At 66.1% G+C, this 15,608-nt stretch carries 16 protein-coding genes; 7 read left to right on the top strand and 9 right to left on the bottom strand.

What is annotated here, in order from left to right; all coding sequences use genetic code 11:
- Window positions 1-52: 52 nt before the first annotated feature.
- Window positions 53-1,222 (bottom strand): RsmB/NOP family class I SAM-dependent RNA methyltransferase, encoded by a 1,170-nt coding sequence (locus tag QUV18_RS17755; RefSeq protein ID WP_300895423.1) that lies wholly within the window; start codon window positions 1,220-1,222, stop codon window positions 53-55.
- A gap of 320 nt (window positions 1,223-1,542) precedes the next feature.
- Between QUV18_RS17755 and QUV18_RS17750 the strand changes: the two genes are divergently transcribed.
- Window positions 1,543-2,463: an AEC family transporter gene (locus QUV18_RS17750; RefSeq protein WP_300895422.1), complete on the top strand. Its 921-nt coding sequence runs from the start codon at window positions 1,543-1,545 to the stop codon at window positions 2,461-2,463.
- 103 nt (window positions 2,464-2,566) lie between these two features.
- Entirely contained in the window at window positions 2,567-2,749 is a 183-nt protein-coding gene (locus QUV18_RS17745; RefSeq protein ID WP_300895421.1) for a hypothetical protein, read from the top strand.
- A gap of 3 nt (window positions 2,750-2,752) precedes the next feature.
- Here the strand turns inward: QUV18_RS17745 and QUV18_RS17740 are convergent, their stop codons facing one another.
- Together QUV18_RS17740 and QUV18_RS17735 are read right to left on the bottom strand one after the other, a co-directional pair.
- Window positions 2,753-3,478, bottom strand: a complete 726-nt coding sequence (locus QUV18_RS17740) for an RlmE family RNA methyltransferase (protein WP_300895420.1) — start codon at window positions 3,476-3,478, stop codon at window positions 2,753-2,755.
- Window positions 3,478-4,590 (bottom strand): Ppx/GppA phosphatase family protein, encoded by a 1,113-nt coding sequence (locus QUV18_RS17735; RefSeq protein WP_300895419.1) that lies wholly within the window; start codon window positions 4,588-4,590, stop codon window positions 3,478-3,480. The genes QUV18_RS17740 and QUV18_RS17735 overlap by 1 nt, the downstream gene beginning before the upstream one ends.
- A 236-nt stretch (window positions 4,591-4,826) precedes the next feature.
- Between QUV18_RS17735 and QUV18_RS17730 the strand changes: the two genes are divergently transcribed.
- Genes QUV18_RS17730 through QUV18_RS17720 form a run of 3 tightly spaced genes read left to right on the top strand, consistent with a single transcriptional unit; the run spans window position 4,827 to window position 7,148 of the window.
- On the top strand, window positions 4,827-5,123 hold the full coding sequence (locus QUV18_RS17730) for a virulence factor (protein WP_300895418.1): 297 nt from the start codon (window positions 4,827-4,829) through the stop codon (window positions 5,121-5,123).
- 29 nt (window positions 5,124-5,152) lie between these two features.
- Window positions 5,153-6,079 carry a methylenetetrahydrofolate reductase gene (locus QUV18_RS17725; protein WP_300895482.1) on the top strand — a complete coding sequence of 309 codons (927 nt, stop codon included), beginning with the start codon at window positions 5,153-5,155 and terminating at the stop codon, window positions 6,077-6,079.
- 10 nt (window positions 6,080-6,089) lie between these two features.
- Window positions 6,090-7,148: a methyltetrahydrofolate cobalamin methyltransferase gene (locus QUV18_RS17720; protein ID WP_300895417.1), complete on the top strand. Its 1,059-nt coding sequence runs from the start codon at window positions 6,090-6,092 to the stop codon at window positions 7,146-7,148.
- A 103-nt stretch (window positions 7,149-7,251) separates the two neighbouring features.
- Here QUV18_RS17720 and dxs read toward each other — a convergent pair whose 3' ends face one another.
- The 3 genes from dxs to QUV18_RS17705 are packed head-to-tail and all read right to left on the bottom strand — an operon-like array spanning window position 7,252 to window position 10,329.
- The gene (gene dxs / locus QUV18_RS17715; protein WP_300895415.1) at window positions 7,252-9,180 is read right to left on the bottom strand and encodes a 1-deoxy-D-xylulose-5-phosphate synthase; all 1,929 of its coding nucleotides are present in this window, start codon (window positions 9,178-9,180) and stop codon (window positions 7,252-7,254) included.
- 31 nt (window positions 9,181-9,211) lie between these two features.
- The gene (locus QUV18_RS17710; protein ID WP_300895481.1) at window positions 9,212-10,078 is read right to left on the bottom strand and encodes a polyprenyl synthetase family protein; all 867 of its coding nucleotides are present in this window, start codon (window positions 10,076-10,078) and stop codon (window positions 9,212-9,214) included.
- Between the two features lie 8 nt (window positions 10,079-10,086).
- Window positions 10,087-10,329 carry an exodeoxyribonuclease VII small subunit gene (locus QUV18_RS17705; protein WP_300895413.1) on the bottom strand — a complete coding sequence of 81 codons (243 nt, stop codon included), beginning with the start codon at window positions 10,327-10,329 and terminating at the stop codon, window positions 10,087-10,089.
- Window positions 10,330-10,432: 103 nt separating this feature from the next.
- On the opposite strand from QUV18_RS17705, the gene QUV18_RS17700 reads away from it, so the two are divergent.
- Complete coding sequence (locus tag QUV18_RS17700; protein ID WP_300895411.1) at window positions 10,433-11,401, top strand: phosphotransferase; 969 nt, start codon at window positions 10,433-10,435, stop codon at window positions 11,399-11,401.
- Here the strand turns inward: QUV18_RS17700 and QUV18_RS17695 are convergent.
- The gene (locus QUV18_RS17695; RefSeq protein WP_300895409.1) at window positions 11,398-12,942 is read right to left on the bottom strand and encodes a helicase HerA-like domain-containing protein; all 1,545 of its coding nucleotides are present in this window, start codon (window positions 12,940-12,942) and stop codon (window positions 11,398-11,400) included. The genes QUV18_RS17700 and QUV18_RS17695 overlap by 4 nt on opposite strands.
- A 474-nt stretch (window positions 12,943-13,416) precedes the next feature.
- Between QUV18_RS17695 and QUV18_RS17690 the strand changes: the two genes are divergently transcribed.
- Entirely contained in the window at window positions 13,417-14,064 is a 648-nt protein-coding gene (locus QUV18_RS17690; RefSeq protein ID WP_300895407.1) for an invasion associated locus B family protein, read from the top strand.
- 75 nt (window positions 14,065-14,139) lie between these two features.
- Here QUV18_RS17690 and QUV18_RS17685 read toward each other — a convergent pair whose 3' ends face one another.
- Window positions 14,140-15,351 (bottom strand): beta-ketoacyl-[acyl-carrier-protein] synthase family protein, encoded by a 1,212-nt coding sequence (locus QUV18_RS17685; protein ID WP_300895406.1) that lies wholly within the window; start codon window positions 15,349-15,351, stop codon window positions 14,140-14,142.
- Window positions 15,348-15,608 (bottom strand): acyl carrier protein, encoded by a 261-nt coding sequence (locus QUV18_RS17680; protein ID WP_300895403.1) that lies wholly within the window; start codon window positions 15,606-15,608, stop codon window positions 15,348-15,350. Before QUV18_RS17680 ends, QUV18_RS17685 begins: the two co-directional genes overlap by 4 nt.

Raw genomic sequence — 15,608 nt, 5'->3', positions numbered from 1 at the left:
TTAAGCATGGTTTAACGGCCCCCAATTCTGCAGGTCAAGGTTGCAGCTTGCGTCATCCGGGCGCAGTGAACTGCGCCAGGTAGAACCCGTCTCCGGTGTCCGAAATTGGCCATCTTCGCTGGAACTTCATCTCCCACCCGTCTGAATTCGCGATGAATTCATCGGTTCTATCTTCGTTTTCCGGGCGCAGGATCGAGCAGGTCGTGTAGACGAGCGCCCCGCCCGGCCGCACGAGGGATTTCGCGTGGTCGAGGATCTCGGACTGCAGCGTCGTCAGTTCGGCGAACCGGGCGGGAACGAGCCGCCACTTCGCCTCCGGGGCGCGCCGCCAGGTGCCGCTGCCGGAACAGGGCACGTCGCAAAGCACGAGGTCGTAGGGCGCGTGGCGGGTCAGGTCGGCGGCAGACAGGAGCGTGACGGCGCACCCGGCGCGGGCAGCGCGGGGCGGCAGATCCTTCATCCGGGCCGGCTCGGCGTCATGGGCAAACCATGTGCCGTCGTGGCGGGCGGCGAGCGCGAGGGTCTTGCCGCCGCCGCCGGCACAGTAATCGAGAACCCTGCTGCCGGGCGAAACCGTGAGCGCATGCATCGCGGCCTGGCTGCTGCCGTCCTGCAATTCGACGATCCCGTCACGGTATGCCGAGGATCCGGCGATGCGGCGGGTGCCGGACGTGACGATCAAGGCCGTGGGGGCAATATCGACCGGATGGACGGAAACACAATCTTTTTCCAGCAATTCCGAGGCTTGTTGCCTGTTCTTCATGCGCTCGTTCACGCGGAGGGTAACCGGGGCACGGCAACGGAGGGCATGAGCGGCGGCGACGGCATCGTCGCCAAGGGTCTCGCGGAACGCCGTGACCAGCCAGTCGGGGAGATCGAGCCGGTCGCCTTCGGCCTCGGGCGGCCCGCCGGCGACTTGCTCCTCTTGGGTGAGCGGGGCCGGTGCGTGGCCTTCGCCGGTGAAGAGCGTGTCCGGATCGGTTTCCCCTGCCCGGAGTGCGCCGATCATCACCCCCCGCCCCGTGCGGGCGCCGCCGAGAGAGGCATAGGACCGCAGGCAGCGGATCGCCTGAAAAACATGGTCCCGCACGGCCGCACGGTCTTTCGACCCGGCATAGCGGGCGCCGCGGGCCCAGCGGGTGAGGCTCTGTTCGGCAGGCTGGCCGTCAAGCACCTGGTCCAGCACCGCAATGGCCGCTGCAACGCGCGCGCCGGGGGTCATGCCATTTCCCCGAGATCACCGTTCATGGTACGAATACACGTCAACGTGCCGGACGCGTTGGCGCGTCGCCGCCGAAGCGTGCGCCTTGGGACTTCAATGGCCAATGTCCTGGCCGCGGCCCGTACATCAAGTCGATACTCTCGCATTCCCATCCTGCATCCCGCGACGCGATCTTGTTTCCATGTCCGGTCGCACCGTCGAAACCGGGCCTATCTAGGATGCCACGGATGCCGAATACAAGGGCGGGTTGCCTGCGCTCCGCGGCCACGCGATTGCATTCCCGGGCGACTGCTCTATTGATGGGGGAAAGGAGCGCGAGATTGCCCAGCATTATCAAGTTTCTGACCGACCCGATCCTGCCGATCTTCGCGATTGCCATCATCGGTTACCTGCTGGGCCGCACCGGGCGGGCGACCGAAGAGAACGCCCGGATCATCAACCGGTTCGCCATGTCGATCCCGATGCCGGTGCTGGTGTTCGGGCTGCTGGCACGGTCGGATTTCGGGGCGTTCGTCTGGGACAAGCTTCTGATCTATGCCGCGGGCGAAGCCGTGGTTTTCGTGCTCGTGTACCTCGGGGCGCGCAGGTTCTTTGCCTGTGCCGTGACGGAGGCGGTGCTGCTGGGCGTCTGCGCGGTGTTTTCCAACACGGTGATGTATATCCTGCCGATCTCGCAGCTGGTCTACGGCGCAGGAGGCGTCGGGCCCGTCGTTTCAGTCATCGTGCTGGACGTGCTGTTCCTGTTCGCGGGCTCGCTGATTTTCCTGGAGCTTCACGGCAGCGACGCGTGGCAGCCCGGCGCGATTGCCGGGAAACTGGTGCGGATGCCGCTGATCGTGGCCATTCTCGCCGGGCTTGTCGCCGGGCTGGCGCAGGTAGCTATGCCCGGGCCGGTGGATACGTTCATCGACTTCAACGGCGCCGCGGCCCCGCCGATCGCGCTGTTTGCCCTGGGCGTGGTGCTGTCGAAGACGCGCATGTCGGCCGATCCGGTGGTGCTGACGGTGGGTGCGATCAAGATGCTGGCCTTTCCGGCGCTGATCTGGGTGGTTTTCGCCGCCGTGTCGCCGGGCTGGACCCCTCAAAGCCAGCAGTTCATCCTTGCCGCGGCCGGCCCCGCGGGGGCGATGGCCTTCAGCATGGCGCTGCTCTACGACGTGCGGGCCGACCGGATCGCGCAGATCATCGTGGGCACCAGCGCGCTGACCCTGCTGTCATTGGCGCTGGTGTTGACGATCTAGGCCGGTTTGTCACGCAAAGCCCCTCGTTTCGGGCAGATTACGCCTCAATCCGATGGTAACTCCGGGTAATGTAGTGTCTTGCGAGTACCTGGAGATTCGTGCCTTGCGCCCTGCCCCGCTGCCCCTGCCCGTCACCCCGTCGCGCCATGCGCGGCTGTTCGAACTGATCCGCCAGGACAACCTTGCGGCGCTGCGCCGTGAGACGTGGCTGACGAAAGAGATGGCCCAGGAGGACAGCGCCGCGTTCGCCAAGCGGGCGGCGCAGACCTTGTCGGCCCGGGGCTGAGGGCTACTCGGGCGCGCCGCGGTAGCCCGTTGCCACCACGAACTTCTCGGAACTGTCGGATCGCGATGCCGGCGGCTTGACGTTGGCGACCTTGGTGAAGCGCTGCTTGAGGAGCTTCTGCAATTCGCCCTCGGCCCCGCCGGCCAGGACTTTCGAGACGAAAGTGCCGCCCTCTTCCAGCACGTCGAAGGCGAGATAGGCCGCGGCCTCGCAAAGGGCGATGATGCGCAAATGGTCGGTCTGCTTGTGGCCGGAACTGGCGGCCGCCATGTCGGACATGACGACATCGGCCTTGCCGCCGAGCCATTCCTTGACCTTGTCGTCGGCCCCCTCGTCCATGAAATCGAGCTGGTGCAGATCGACCCCGGCGATGGGCTCCACCTCCTGCAGGTCGACCCCGAGGATGAAGCCCCGCGCCTTGCCCGCCTTCTCGCCCAGGGCGTTCACACGGGGCACCGCCACCTGGCACCAGCCGCCGGGGGCGCAGCCGAGGTCGACCACCCGCGCGCCCGGAACGAGGAAGCGGAACTTGTCGTCGAGTTCCATGATCTTGAAGGCCGCGCGGCCGCGATAGCCCTCGGCCTGCGCCCGTTTCACGTAAGGGTCGTTCAGCTGCCGTTGCAGCCAGCGGGTCGAGGACGACTTGCGCCCCCGCGCGGTTTTCACCTTGACCGTCAGATCGCGCTGTCCGCGCCCCGAGGTGTTTTTTCCGTCCGGTTTCTTGGCCATCATGCGTCCGTATCTTCGAGCACCCCGTCGGAGGACATGAGCGCGTAGAGTATGCCCTCGCGCAGCCCGCGATCGGCCACCGAAAGCCGATCGGTGGGCCAGCAGCGCAGCAGGGCCTGAAGGATTGCCGCGCCCGACATGATCAGGGCCTGCCGGTCGATGCCGATGCGAGGGTCGCGGCGCCGCCCGGCGGGGCCGAGGGCAAGGTAGTTGCGGATCACCTTGTCGATTTCATCCGAGGTCATGCGAAGCCCGTCGACCTTGTTGCGGTCATAGCGCTTGAGGCCCAGGTGGCTGGCGGCGACGGTGGTGACGGTGCCGGAGGTGCCGACGATCTGGAAGCCCTCGCGCGGGGGTTCGTCCTTGTAGGGCGCGAATTCGGCGAGGTTTTCCTCGAAGAACCAGCTCATCAGCGCGAAGCGCGCGCTGTCATCCTCGACGTCGCGGAACTGGTCGCGCAGGGTGGCAACGCCCAACGGCACGCTGATCCAGTCGACGACCCGCGCCCGGGGCCCGCCATCATCGGGCAGGTCGAAGCCGCCATGCATCCGCATGATCGCACGCGCCCGGCCCTGGGGCGGGACGTCGGTCAGGTCGATCCAGACCAGTTCTGTCGAGCCCCCGCCGATATCCACCACCAGAAGTTGTTCGGTCTTCGGGCTGACCAGCGGCGCGCAGGAAACGACGGCAAGCTGGGCCTCCTGCTGGGGCTGGATGATTTCCAGCCGCAGGCCGGTTTCGCGATAGACCCGGTCCATGAACTCGCGCCCGTTGGCGGCGCGGCGGCAGGCCTCGGTCGCGACGAGGCGCATCTTGAGCACCTTGTTGCGCTTGAGCTTCTGCTGGCAGACCCGCAACGCCTGGATCGTCCGGTAGATCGAGGCACGCGAAAGCCGCCCGCTCTTCTCGAGTCCCGAGCCGAGCTGGACAGACTTGGAGAAGCTGTCGACAACTGAAAATTGGCCGCCCTTGGGACGGGCAATCAGCATACGGCAACTGTTGGTGCCCAGATCCAACGCCGCGTAAAGCGGCGGCGCATCGGGCCGGGTCAGTGCGGGGCTCTCTACCGCTTTCGGGATCGCGCCCGCACTTACGGGACGCTTGGGCGCCATACTCTTACGCCCTCCATTTCGAGTTGAATCAAAGGTAGGCTCTTGCGGCGCGTCGCGCAAGCGTTTGGCGTTTCACATTATGAATATGAAAGCATTTCCGGCTAACGGTACTGGAACGGGGCGCGATGGCTCGCTAGGGTCAGACTGTCGCAGTATGCGCGCGTTCTGTCGAAATTCGACCCTGCCGGTGGCCCATGCTGCTTTAGAGAGAGGCCACTGAAAACGAGGAATCAGTCATGGTTGATGTCACCATCGTCTACTGGCGGGATATTCCGGCGCAAGTCATCGTCGGAAAGGGCCGCCGCGGCGCGAAAAAGCAACTGCCCGAGCGTTTCGAGCAGGCGATCGACCGCGCCGCGATGAAGGTGGGGGCGTCGGATACCGACACCTATCTGGCCGAGTGGCGCAAGGCTGCGCCCTACCCGGTCGAGGGAGAGGCGGCGGACGTTGCCGAGGCCGAGGCGGCCCGGCTGGACGCGGAGTATGATCAGGAGCGCATCAAGGCCCTGATCGCCAATGAAGGCTGGGCATGAGCCCGAAACCTGCGCTATGGGAGGCCGTGATGGCTTTGTTGAACTTCAAGAAGCGTGAGAAACCCGCGATCGTGGCCGACGGCCGGCTCGAGGCGGTTCTGCAAGGCTACTCGATCGAGGTGATGCCGCGCACCGCCGAGAAGGTCGAGAATTTCCGCGACCTGCTGCCCGAGGGCACGCGCGTCTACATCGCCCATATCGAGGGCACGCCGATCAACGACATGGTCGCCACCGCCAAGCGCCTGGCCGACGAGGGTTACCCGGTGATGCCGCACTTTCCGGCGCGTATCATCAAGGACAAGGCCACGCTGGCCGACTGGATCGCCCGCTACAACGGCGAGGCCGGGGTCGAGCAGGCGCTGCTACTGGCCGGCGGCGTGGACCAGCCGCATGGCGATTTCCACAGCTCGATGCAGCTGATGGAATCGGGCGAGTTCGACAAGGCGGGCTTCAAGCGCCTGCACGTGGCCGGCCACCCCGAGGGCAACCGCGACATCGACCCCAATGGTGGCACCGCAACCGTCGACGAGGCGCTGCAATGGAAGCAGAAATTCTCGGAGCGCACCGATGCCGAGATGGCCATCGCCACCCAGTTCGCCTTCGACGCCAAGCCGATGATCGCGTGGGCCAACCGTCTGTCGGCTGCTGGCGTCACCCTGCCGATCCATATTGGCATCGCCGGTCCCGCGAAGCTGCAGACGCTGATCAAGTTCGCCATCGCCTGTGGTGTCGGCCCGTCGCTGAAGGTGCTGCAGAAGCGCGCGATGGACGTCTCGAAACTGCTGCTCCCCTACGAGCCGCATGACGTGCTGCGCGACCTGGCCGCGCATCGCGAGGCCAACCCCGATTTCAACATCACCAACGTCCACTTCTTCCCGCTGGGCGGCATCAAGACGAACGCCACCTGGGCGATCGAGAACGGTGGCGACGCCACCAAACCCGCAAACGCCTCCTGAAGGATCGAAAATGACCCGTACCATCGTCGAGAGCAAAACCAAAACCGCTGTCATCGGCTTCGATGAACCGTTCTGCGTGATCGGCGAGCGGATCAACCCCACGGGGCGCAAGAAGCTGGCCGCCGAGCTGGAAGCGGGCGATTTCTCGACCGTGGAGTCCGATGCCCTGGCGCAGGTCGCGGCGGGCGCCAACGTGCTCGATATCAACGCGGGCGTTGTCTACAACTCGAACCCCGATCCGAACCAGACCGAGCCGCCGCTGATGACCAAGGTGGTCGAGCTGGTGCAGGGACTGGTGGATGTGCCGCTCTGCATCGACAGCTCGGTGCCGGGGGCGCTCGAGGCCGGGCTGGCCGCCGCGCATGGCCGCCCGCTTCTGAACTCCGTCACGGGCGAGGAAGAGCGGCTGGACCTGGTGCTGCCGCTGGTCAAGAAATACAACGTGCCGGTGGTGGCGATCTCGAACGACGATACCGGCATTTCCGAAGACCCCGATGTGCGTTTTGCCGTGGCCAAGAAGATCGTCGAACGCGCCGCCGATTTCGGCATTCCCGCCCATGACATCGTGGTCGACCCGCTGGTGATGCCGATCGGCGCCATGGCGACCGCCGGTCAGCAGGTCTTCACCCTCGTCCGCCGCCTGCGCGACGAGCTGGGCGTGAACACGACCTGCGGCGCCTCGAACATCTCGTTCGGCCTGCCGAACCGGCACGGTATCAACAACGCCTTCCTGCCGATGGCGATGGGCGCGGGCATGACCAGCGCGATCATGAACCCGATCGCGCTGCCGGTGAAACAGTCGGAGATCGAGGCCAAGAAGGCCGAGGTTGCCGCGCTGGGGATCGTGCTGCCCGAGGACATGGATGACGAAACGTTCTGCCAGCTCTTCGGCCTGGGCTCGACAAAGCCCAAGGCAGGCAAGGAGATGGAGGCCATCCGCGCCGCCAACTTCCTGACCAACAACGACCCGCATGGCGGTGACTGGATCCGGTTCAACAAGGCGCCGCCGAAGCCGGGCGAGGAAGCGGAAGGCCGTGGCCGGGGTGGGCGTCGGCGGCGTCGCGCTTGATGGCATCGGGCGGATTGGGGGCCAGCCCCCAAACCCCCGGGATATTTTCAGCCAGAAGAAGGGCCGGGGGGTGTTCCCGGCCTTTCGCGTTTATGGGGCCTAGTTAGGCGCGCTTGTCCTTGAGGGCGGCCACGCCCAAGACGTCGAGCACCTTGGCCTCGATATGCGCCGCGCTGAGTTTCGCGGTGGCGTACATGTCGTCGGGGCTCGACTGGTCGATGAAGACGTCGGGCAGGACCATGGAGCGGAATTTCAGCCCATGGTCGAAGACACCGTTTTCCGCCAGAAGCTGGGCCACGTGGCTGCCGAAGCCGCCGACCGAGCCCTCCTCGATGGTGATTAGCGCCTCGTGCCGGGCGGCGAGGTCGAGGATCAGGTCGGAATCGAGCGGCTTGGCGAAGCGGGCGTCGGCGATGGTCGGCTCGACCCCGCGCTGCATCAGCGCCTCGCGCGCCTTGCGCACCTCGCCCAGCCGCGTGCCGAAGGAGAGGATGGCGACGCGGGCGCCCTCGCTGACGATCCGGCCCTTGCCGATTTCCAGCACTTCGCCGCGCTCGGGCATGGTGACCCCCTGCCCCTCGCCCCGCGGATAGCGGAAGGCGATGGGCCCGCTGTCATGCGCCACGGCGGTGGCGACCATGTGGACAAGCTCGGCCTCGTCCGCCGCTGCCATCACGGTGAAATTCGGCAGGCAGGCAAGGTAGACCACGTCGAAGGCGCCGGCATGGGTCGGGCCATCGGCCCCGACGAGCCCGGCGCGGTCGATGGCGAAGCGGACCGGCAGGTTCTGGATGGCGATGTCATGCACGACCTGGTCGTAGCCGCGCTGCAGGAAGGTGGAATAAAGCGCCGCGAAGGGTTTCATGCCCCCCGCCGCAAGCCCGCCCGCGAAGGTGACGGCGTGCTGTTCGGCAATGCCCACGTCGAAGCAGCGGCTGGGATAGCGTTTCTCGAAGAGGTCGAGGCCGGTACCGTCGGGCATGGCGGCGGTGATGGCGCAGACCCGGTCATCCTGTGCGGCGTGCTCCAGCAGGGCGTTGGCGAAGACCTTGGTATAGCTCGGCGCGTTCGAGGGCTTCTTCTGCTGCTCGCCGGTGACCACGTCGAACCTGGCCCGGGCATGGCCCGCGTCGCTTGACTGTTCGGCCGGGGCATAGCCCTTGCCCTTCCGGGTGATGGCGTGGATCAGGATCGGGCCGGTCGCCCGCTGCCGCACGGTGCGCAGGACGGGCAGAAGCTGCTGCATGTCATGCCCGTCGATGGGGCCGACATAGGAAAAGCCCAGTTCCTCGAACAGCGTGCCGCCGACGGTCATGCCCTTGAGCATCTCCTTGGCCCGGCGCGCGCCTTCCTGGAAGGGCATCGGCAGGAGGGACACGGCCCCCTTGGCGGCCGCCTTGAATTCCTGGAACGGCTCCCCCGCGTAGAGGCGCGAGAGATAGGAGGAGAGCGCGCCCACCGGCGGGGCGATCGACATCTCGTTGTCGTTGAGGATGACGATCAGACGCTTCTTGAGGTGGCCCGCGTTGTTCATCGCCTCGAAGGCCATGCCGGCGCTCATCGCGCCGTCACCGATGACCGCGATGGCGTCGCCATGGCCGGTGTCGCACACGCCGCCAAGGTCGCGCGCCACGGCGAAGCCGAGCGCCGCGCTGATCGAGGTGGAGCTGTGGGCGGCGCCGAACGGGTCATAGGGCGACTCGGTGCGCTTGGTGAAGCCCGAGAGCCCGTCCTTCTGGCGGATCGTGCGGATGCGGTCGCGGCGGCCGGTCAAGATCTTGTGCGGGTAGCACTGGTGCGAGACGTCCCAGATCAGCTTGTCGCGGGGCGTGTCGAAGACATGGTGCAGCGCGACGGTCAGTTCGACCACGCCCAGGCCCGCGCCGAGATGGCCGCCGGTTTCGGAGACGGCCGAAATGGTTTCCTGCCGCAGCTCGTCGGCCAGCTGCACAAGCTGCGCATCGCTGAACCGCTTCATGTCGGCGGGCGTTTTCACCTGGTCCAGCAGGGGTGTATTCGGGCGGTCTGACACGGGGGATCCCCTCTCTGGCTCGACGCTTCCGTCAGGTCTGGCGTGAGATAACGAAGCGCGCCAGCTGCCGCAAGCGCTCGGCCTCCTGACCATAGCAAGATATGGCCTCGCACGCCTCTTCTACAAGGGCCGCGGCGCGGGTGCGGGCCGCATCGAGGCCGAGGAGCGACACGAAGGTGGCCTTTCCGGCGGCTTCATCCTTGCCCACGGCCTTGCCCGCGGCGGACGCATCGCCGGTCACGTCGATCACGTCGTCCTGTATCTGGAAGGCAAGGCCAAGCGCGGCGGCGTATCGGTTGAGCGCGCCGGTGTCGGCGCCCGCCATGCGCGGCCCGGCGGTGGCGGCCCAGCCGATGAGCGCGCCGGTCTTGCCGGCTTGCAGGGCCGTGATGTCTTCGAGGGTCAGCGGCGCCGCGGCGGTTTCGGCGGCGATGTCGAGGGCCTGGCCCAGCACCATCCCCTGCCCGCCCGCCGCGCGGGCGAGCGTCAGGGCAAGGTCGGCGCGGGCCTCGGGTGTCTCTGCCCCGTCCGGATGGGCCGCCAGCTCGAAGGCGAGCGATTGCAGCGCGTCACCGGTCAGAACGGCGGTCGCCTCGTCCCATTTCACGTGCACGGTGGGCTGGCCCCGGCGCAGGTCGTCATCGTCCATGCAGGGCAGGTCGTCGTGGACAAGGCTGTAGGCATGCATGGCCTCGATCGCGCAGGCGGGCCAGATCGACCGGGCGTCGGCAACCCCGTGCAGCCGCGCGCCTTCCATCACCAGCGCCGCGCGCACCCGCTTGCCGCCGCGCACCGCGTAGCGCATCGCCTGTGCCACGGGGCCCTCGCCGAAGGGTTCCAGCACATCGGCGAGATGCGCCTCGACCGAGGCGCGCACCCCGGCAAACCCGTCATCCATTCCGAAGCTCACAAGTTTTCGACGGGTGTCGTGCCGGTCGGGTTGCCTTCGCCGTCGAGCGTGATGGCGGCGACCTTTTCCTCGGCTTCCTTGAGCTTGGTCTCGCAGCGCTTCTTCAGCTCGGCACCGCGTTCGTAGAGTTTGATGGAATCCTCCAGCGCCACGTCGCCTCGCTCCAGCTTGCTGACCACCTGTTCGAGCTCTTTCATGGCCTCCTCGAAGGACATTTCGGAAACGGGTGTGTCGGTCATGGGCGCCTCGCAAGTCTTGCCGGATTTTGCGTCACCATAGACGGGGGTGGACCCGGGTTCAATTCGGTTGACGCCCCACGGAGCATGCGGAATTGTGGCGGTCATGGCGAAAACGCGCGGCCCTTCTCCCCTGCCCGACATGGATGCGATGATGGACCTCGTGCAGGCTTTCGAGGCGTTGGCCGCGAAGGACGCGCGGCTGGCAGGAGCTGTCCTGGAGGAGGTGCTCCGGCTGGTGCCGGGCAAGCGCGCGATCCTGTCGGGCCGCTTCGGGGAGCGCCCGGCGATCTTCCGGTTCTACATCGAACATGCCGATGACTATGCGACGCGGGACTGGGCCGAGTTGCAGCGCACCGAGCGCTACATGTCGGAGGGCGATTTCCGGGTGAACAGGCCGCTGGCGCATGTGCCGGAACTGGGGCTGGTCGTGGTTGAACGGGTTCCGGGACAGCCGCTGATGGAGGTGATCCGGGCAACCGACGGGGCGCATCGGGGGGATTTCCTGCCACCTGCTGCGCAGTGGCTGCGCAAGTACACTGCGCCCAGCGAAGAGTTGACGGAGGTGCGGCTCGACGGGTGGTTCAAGCGCGTCGAGCGCGGAATGGCGCGGCAGCGCAATGGGGTGCTGCGCCGGGCCGAAGAGGCGGTGTTGGCCGAGCTGCAGCGCATTTCAGCCCCTCACGAGGTGGGCCGCTGGCGGGTGGCGATCAGCCACGGCGATTTTCACCCCAACAACCTGTTGGCGCAGGGGACGCGCCTGACGGGGATCGACACCGGCGGCTCGGCGAAGCTGCCGATCTACAAGGACATGGCGCGTTTCCTGTCGCACATGGCGCGCCGCGGGCTCATCCCTTCGGGGGAGGCGCGGTTCGGGGTCGACGCCCGGGGCAACGACGCCTTCGCCGAGGCATTTGCGCTCGATAACGTCGAACGCCACGTCTGGCTGCCCTTCATGCTGGGGGTCGAGGTGCTGATCCGGATCGAGGCGAAGCCCCTGCCCGCCCCGCGCATCCGCAAGGCGGAGGCCTTCTACGAGACGCTGCTTGACGGGTTGCGGGATATCCGCCCCTAGCGCCCCTTGAACAGCCCGCCAAGGATGCCGCGCACGATGCGCCGGCCCGTGGTACCCTTCATTTCCTTGATCACCGCGTCCGACATGGCATCACCGAACTTCCGGCCGAAACTGCGATCCTCGCGGCTGGTCGAGCGCGGCACGCGCGAGCCGGAATAGCGGCGGCCCGCGTTGAACTCGCGTTCGGCGGGGGGCATCTCCTCGACCGCCTCTTCCGCGGCTTCGGCCTGTTTGGCGGCCTTCTCCGCCCGGGCGGCGAGGATCTCGTAGGCCGACTTCCTGTCGAGCAGTTCGTCGTACTTGCCCCTGACCGGCGAGGCCGCCATGGCCGCCTCGCGCTCGGTGGCGCTGGCCGGCCCGAGCTTCGAGGATGGCGGACGGATCAGGGTGCGTTCGACGATGCCCGGCACGCCCTTGTCTTCCAGCATCGAGGTCACCGCCTCGCCCACGCCCACATCGCGGATCGCATCGACCGTCTGGAAGCGGGGGTTGGGCCGGTAGGTTTCCGAGGCACGCTGCAACGCCTTGCGGTCGCGGGCGGTGAAGGCGCGCAGGGCGTGCTGGAAGCGGTTGCCGAGCTGGCCGAGGATGTCCTCGGGAATGTCATCGGGGTTCTGCGTCACGAAATAGACGCCCACGCCCTTGGACCGGATCAGCCGGGCCACCTGTTCGACCTTGTCGACCAGCGCCTTGGGCGCGTCGTCGAACAGCAGGTGCGCCTCATCGAAGAAGAAGACCAGCTTCGGCTTGTCGGGGTCGCCCACCTCGGGCAGCGTCTCGAAGAGCTCGGACAGGAGCCACAGCAGGAAGGTCGCGTAAAGCCGCGGCGCGCCCATCAGCTTGTCGGCGGCGAGGATGTTGACCTGCCCCCGGCCATCCGCGGCGGTGGTCATCAGGTCCGCCAGGTCAAGCGCCGGCTCGCCGAAGAACCCGGCACCGCCCTGGTTCTCGAGCACCAGCAGCGCCCGCTGGATGGCGCCCACCGACTGGGTCGAGACATTGCCATAGCGCAGCGACAGCGCATCGCGGTTCTCGCCCACCCAGACCAGCAGAGCCTGCAGGTCCTTGAGGTCGAGCAGCGGCATCCCCTCCTCGTCGGCCACGCGGAAGGCGATGTTCATGATCCCTTCCTGCGCTTCCGTCAGCTGCAGGAGGCGGGAAAACAGCAGCGGTCCCATCTCGGCGACGGTGCTACGAACGGGGTGTCCCTGCGCGCCGAACAGGTCCCAGAAAGTGACGGGAAAGGCTGCGTAAGCGTAGTCGTTAAAACCTATGGTTGAGGCGCGCTTGGTGAAGGCATCATGTAGCTTGAATTCGGCACTGCCGGAGGCGGCAAGCCCCGACAGGTCGCCCTTCACGTCCGACAGGAATACCGGCACGCCCGCGGCGGAAAACCCTTCGGCCAGGATCTGCAGGGTCACCGTCTTGCCCGTGCCGGTGGCCCCGGCAATCAGCCCGTGACGGTTGGCGTACTTCAGCGCCAGGCCCTGCGGGTCGCTGTAACCCTCCCCGCCGCCACCAATAAAAACCTTGCTTTCCAAATCGTTAGATCCCTGTCCCAATTTTTCCTCGGTCTGAACATACTAAGTTAATCATTGTCTGGCACCTTCAAACTGCCCCGGGCCTCATGTCCTCTTGGCGCCGGGGCGACTTCCTCCCTGTCAGACTGGCCGCGCCGTTTCGGTGCGGCCTTTTTTCGGCCTCTCGGAGCCCCTGACAGCCCCCCGACTCCAAGCCCATTTTCAGCCCTTAACAGTGCCATCAAAAATTTTGAACCATTCCTGTTGACGGGTTGCGGTAACTGTCATAGCGTTCGCTCAATAACTAAGTCGGCCAGTCCGGCAGGGAGAAACAGGGGAAGAGACCGAAAGGTCTCTTTTCCTTTTTTATGGGAGGCGGCGGCATGCACATGGCGGAAAGCCTTGAAACCTGCCGACCGGTGCGATTTTATCTCCTCAGCCCGTTCCCGGCCTCGGGAGCGACGACAAAACACTGATCACCAGAACGGGGATTTCATGTCCAGATTTCTTTTCACCCTGCCGGTCATTGCGCTCCTGGCAGCCGGTTCCGTAGCCATGGCCCAGGACAGCACGACATCCGACGCCACGACCGATACCGAGACCGACGCCCAAACCCAGACAGAGACGGAACCCCAGGCCGAGGAAGGCACGGCCGACGCCAACACGCTCGACATGGGCCAGGAGGTCCAGGAAGACCCGTCCTACGTCAAGGAGACCTATGGCGACTGGCAGCTTCAGTGCTTCCGCAGCGAGGCCGAGGACGACCCCTGCCAGATGTACCAGCTCCTGCGCGAGGAGGCCGGCAACCCGGTGGCCGAGTTCAGCCTGTTCAAGCTGCCCGACGACAGCCAGGCCGTGGCCGGCGCCACCATCGTCGTGCCGCTGGGCACGCTGCTGCCGCAGGGCCTGAAGATCGCGGTGGATAGCGGCCAGGCGAAGGCCTACAACTATTCCTTCTGCTCGATGGTCGGCTGCTTTGCCCGTATCGGCTTCACCCAAGCCGATATCGACTCGCTCAAGGCCGGCAGCGAAGCGCTGTTGACGATCGTGCCGGCACAGGCCCCCGACCAGACCGTGGTGATCCGCGCGTCGCTGTCCGGGTTCACCAAGGCCTACGAGAACGTGTCGGTCGCGCCGAACTGAGGCGCCCGGCGATCCGGAATACGGAAAACGCCGCCTGGATGGGCGGCGTTTTTCGTTTGGCAGAGGGCTCTTCGTTCAGGAAAACCGTTTGAGCGCCAGAACGGCGTTCAAGCCACCGAACGCGAAGGCGTTGGAGAGCGCCACCTCGACATGGGCCTCGCGGGCTTCGTTGGGCACCACGTCGAGCGCACATTCCGGATCGGGTTCTTCATAGCCGATGGTCGGCGCCACGATCCCGTCTCGCACGGCCATGATGCAGGCCAAAAGCTCCACCGCGCCGGTCCCGCCGATCAGGTGGCCATGCATAGACTTGGTCGAGGAAATCATCAGCCGGTCGGCATGGGCGCCGAAGACGTCGGCCACGGCCGCGCTTTCGGTCTTGTCATTGGCGGCCGTTCCGGTGCCGTGGGCGTTGATATAGCCCACGTCCGTCGCATCGATACGCGCATCCTGCAGCGCGCCGCGAATGGCCCGCGCCGCCCCCTGTTTCGAGGGCATGACGATATCGGAGGCATCCGAGGACATGGCGAAGCCCGCGACCTCGGCCAGGATCTCGGCGCCGCGCGCCCTGGCGTGCTCCAGCTCCTCGAAGACGAACACCCCGGCGCCCTCGCCCTGCACCATCCCGTTGCGGTTGGCCGAGAACGGGCGGCAGGCATCCTTGGACATGACCCGCAGACCTTCCCACGCCTTGACCCCGCCGAAGCATAGCATGGATTCCGAGCCGCCGGTGATCATCACCGGCGTCACCCCGCCATGCACCATCTGGAAGGCCTGGGCCATCGCGTGGTTGGAACTGGCGCAGGCGGTCGAGACGGTAAAGCTCGGGCCCTTGAGGTTGAACTCCATCGACACGTGGCTGGCGGCCGCGTTGTTCATCAGCTTGGGCACCACGAAGGGGTGCACGCGGTTCTTCCCTTCCTCGTAGACCGAACGGTAATTCTCGTCGAGCGTGGTCATCCCGCCACCGGAATTGCCCAGCACGACCCCCGCCCGCGCGGCCAGTTCACCGGAAAACTCCAGCCCCGCCTGCGCGATGGCCTCGCGCGCGGCCACGAGCGTAAACTGGGTGAAGCGGTCATAGAGCGCCAGCTGCTGACGGTTGAACCGTTCCTCGGGCTCGTAACCCTTCACCTGGCCGCCTATGCGAATGGCCAGCCGCTCGACATCACGGAACTCCAGTTCGCTGATGCCGCAGCGCCCTTCTCGCATCGCGGCCAGGGTTTCGGGCACCGAGAACCCGAGCGCGTTGATCGTTCCGGCGCCCGTGATGACGACCCTTTTCACGGTTTCTGTTCCGCCACCAGCTTTTCGATTCCGGCAACGATGCTGGCGACCGACGAGATGTCGAAATCGCTCTCCTGCGGTTCGTTGGCGTTGAACGGGATTGAGATGTCGAACTCTTCCTCGATGGCGAAGATGCTTTCGACCAGCCCGAGACTGTCGATGCCGAGGTCTTCCAGCGTGCTGTCCATCGTGACGTCGGAAGGTTCGAGCACGGCCTGTTCGGCAATGATCCTTATCACGCGGTCCTTGATGTCCAT

The organism is Roseovarius sp., assembly GCF_030373445.1.
Classification (GTDB): domain Bacteria; phylum Pseudomonadota; class Alphaproteobacteria; order Rhodobacterales; family Rhodobacteraceae; genus Roseovarius.
Note: the sequence above shows the minus strand (reverse complement) of the source record. Positions and strands in the feature narration are given on the sequence as shown.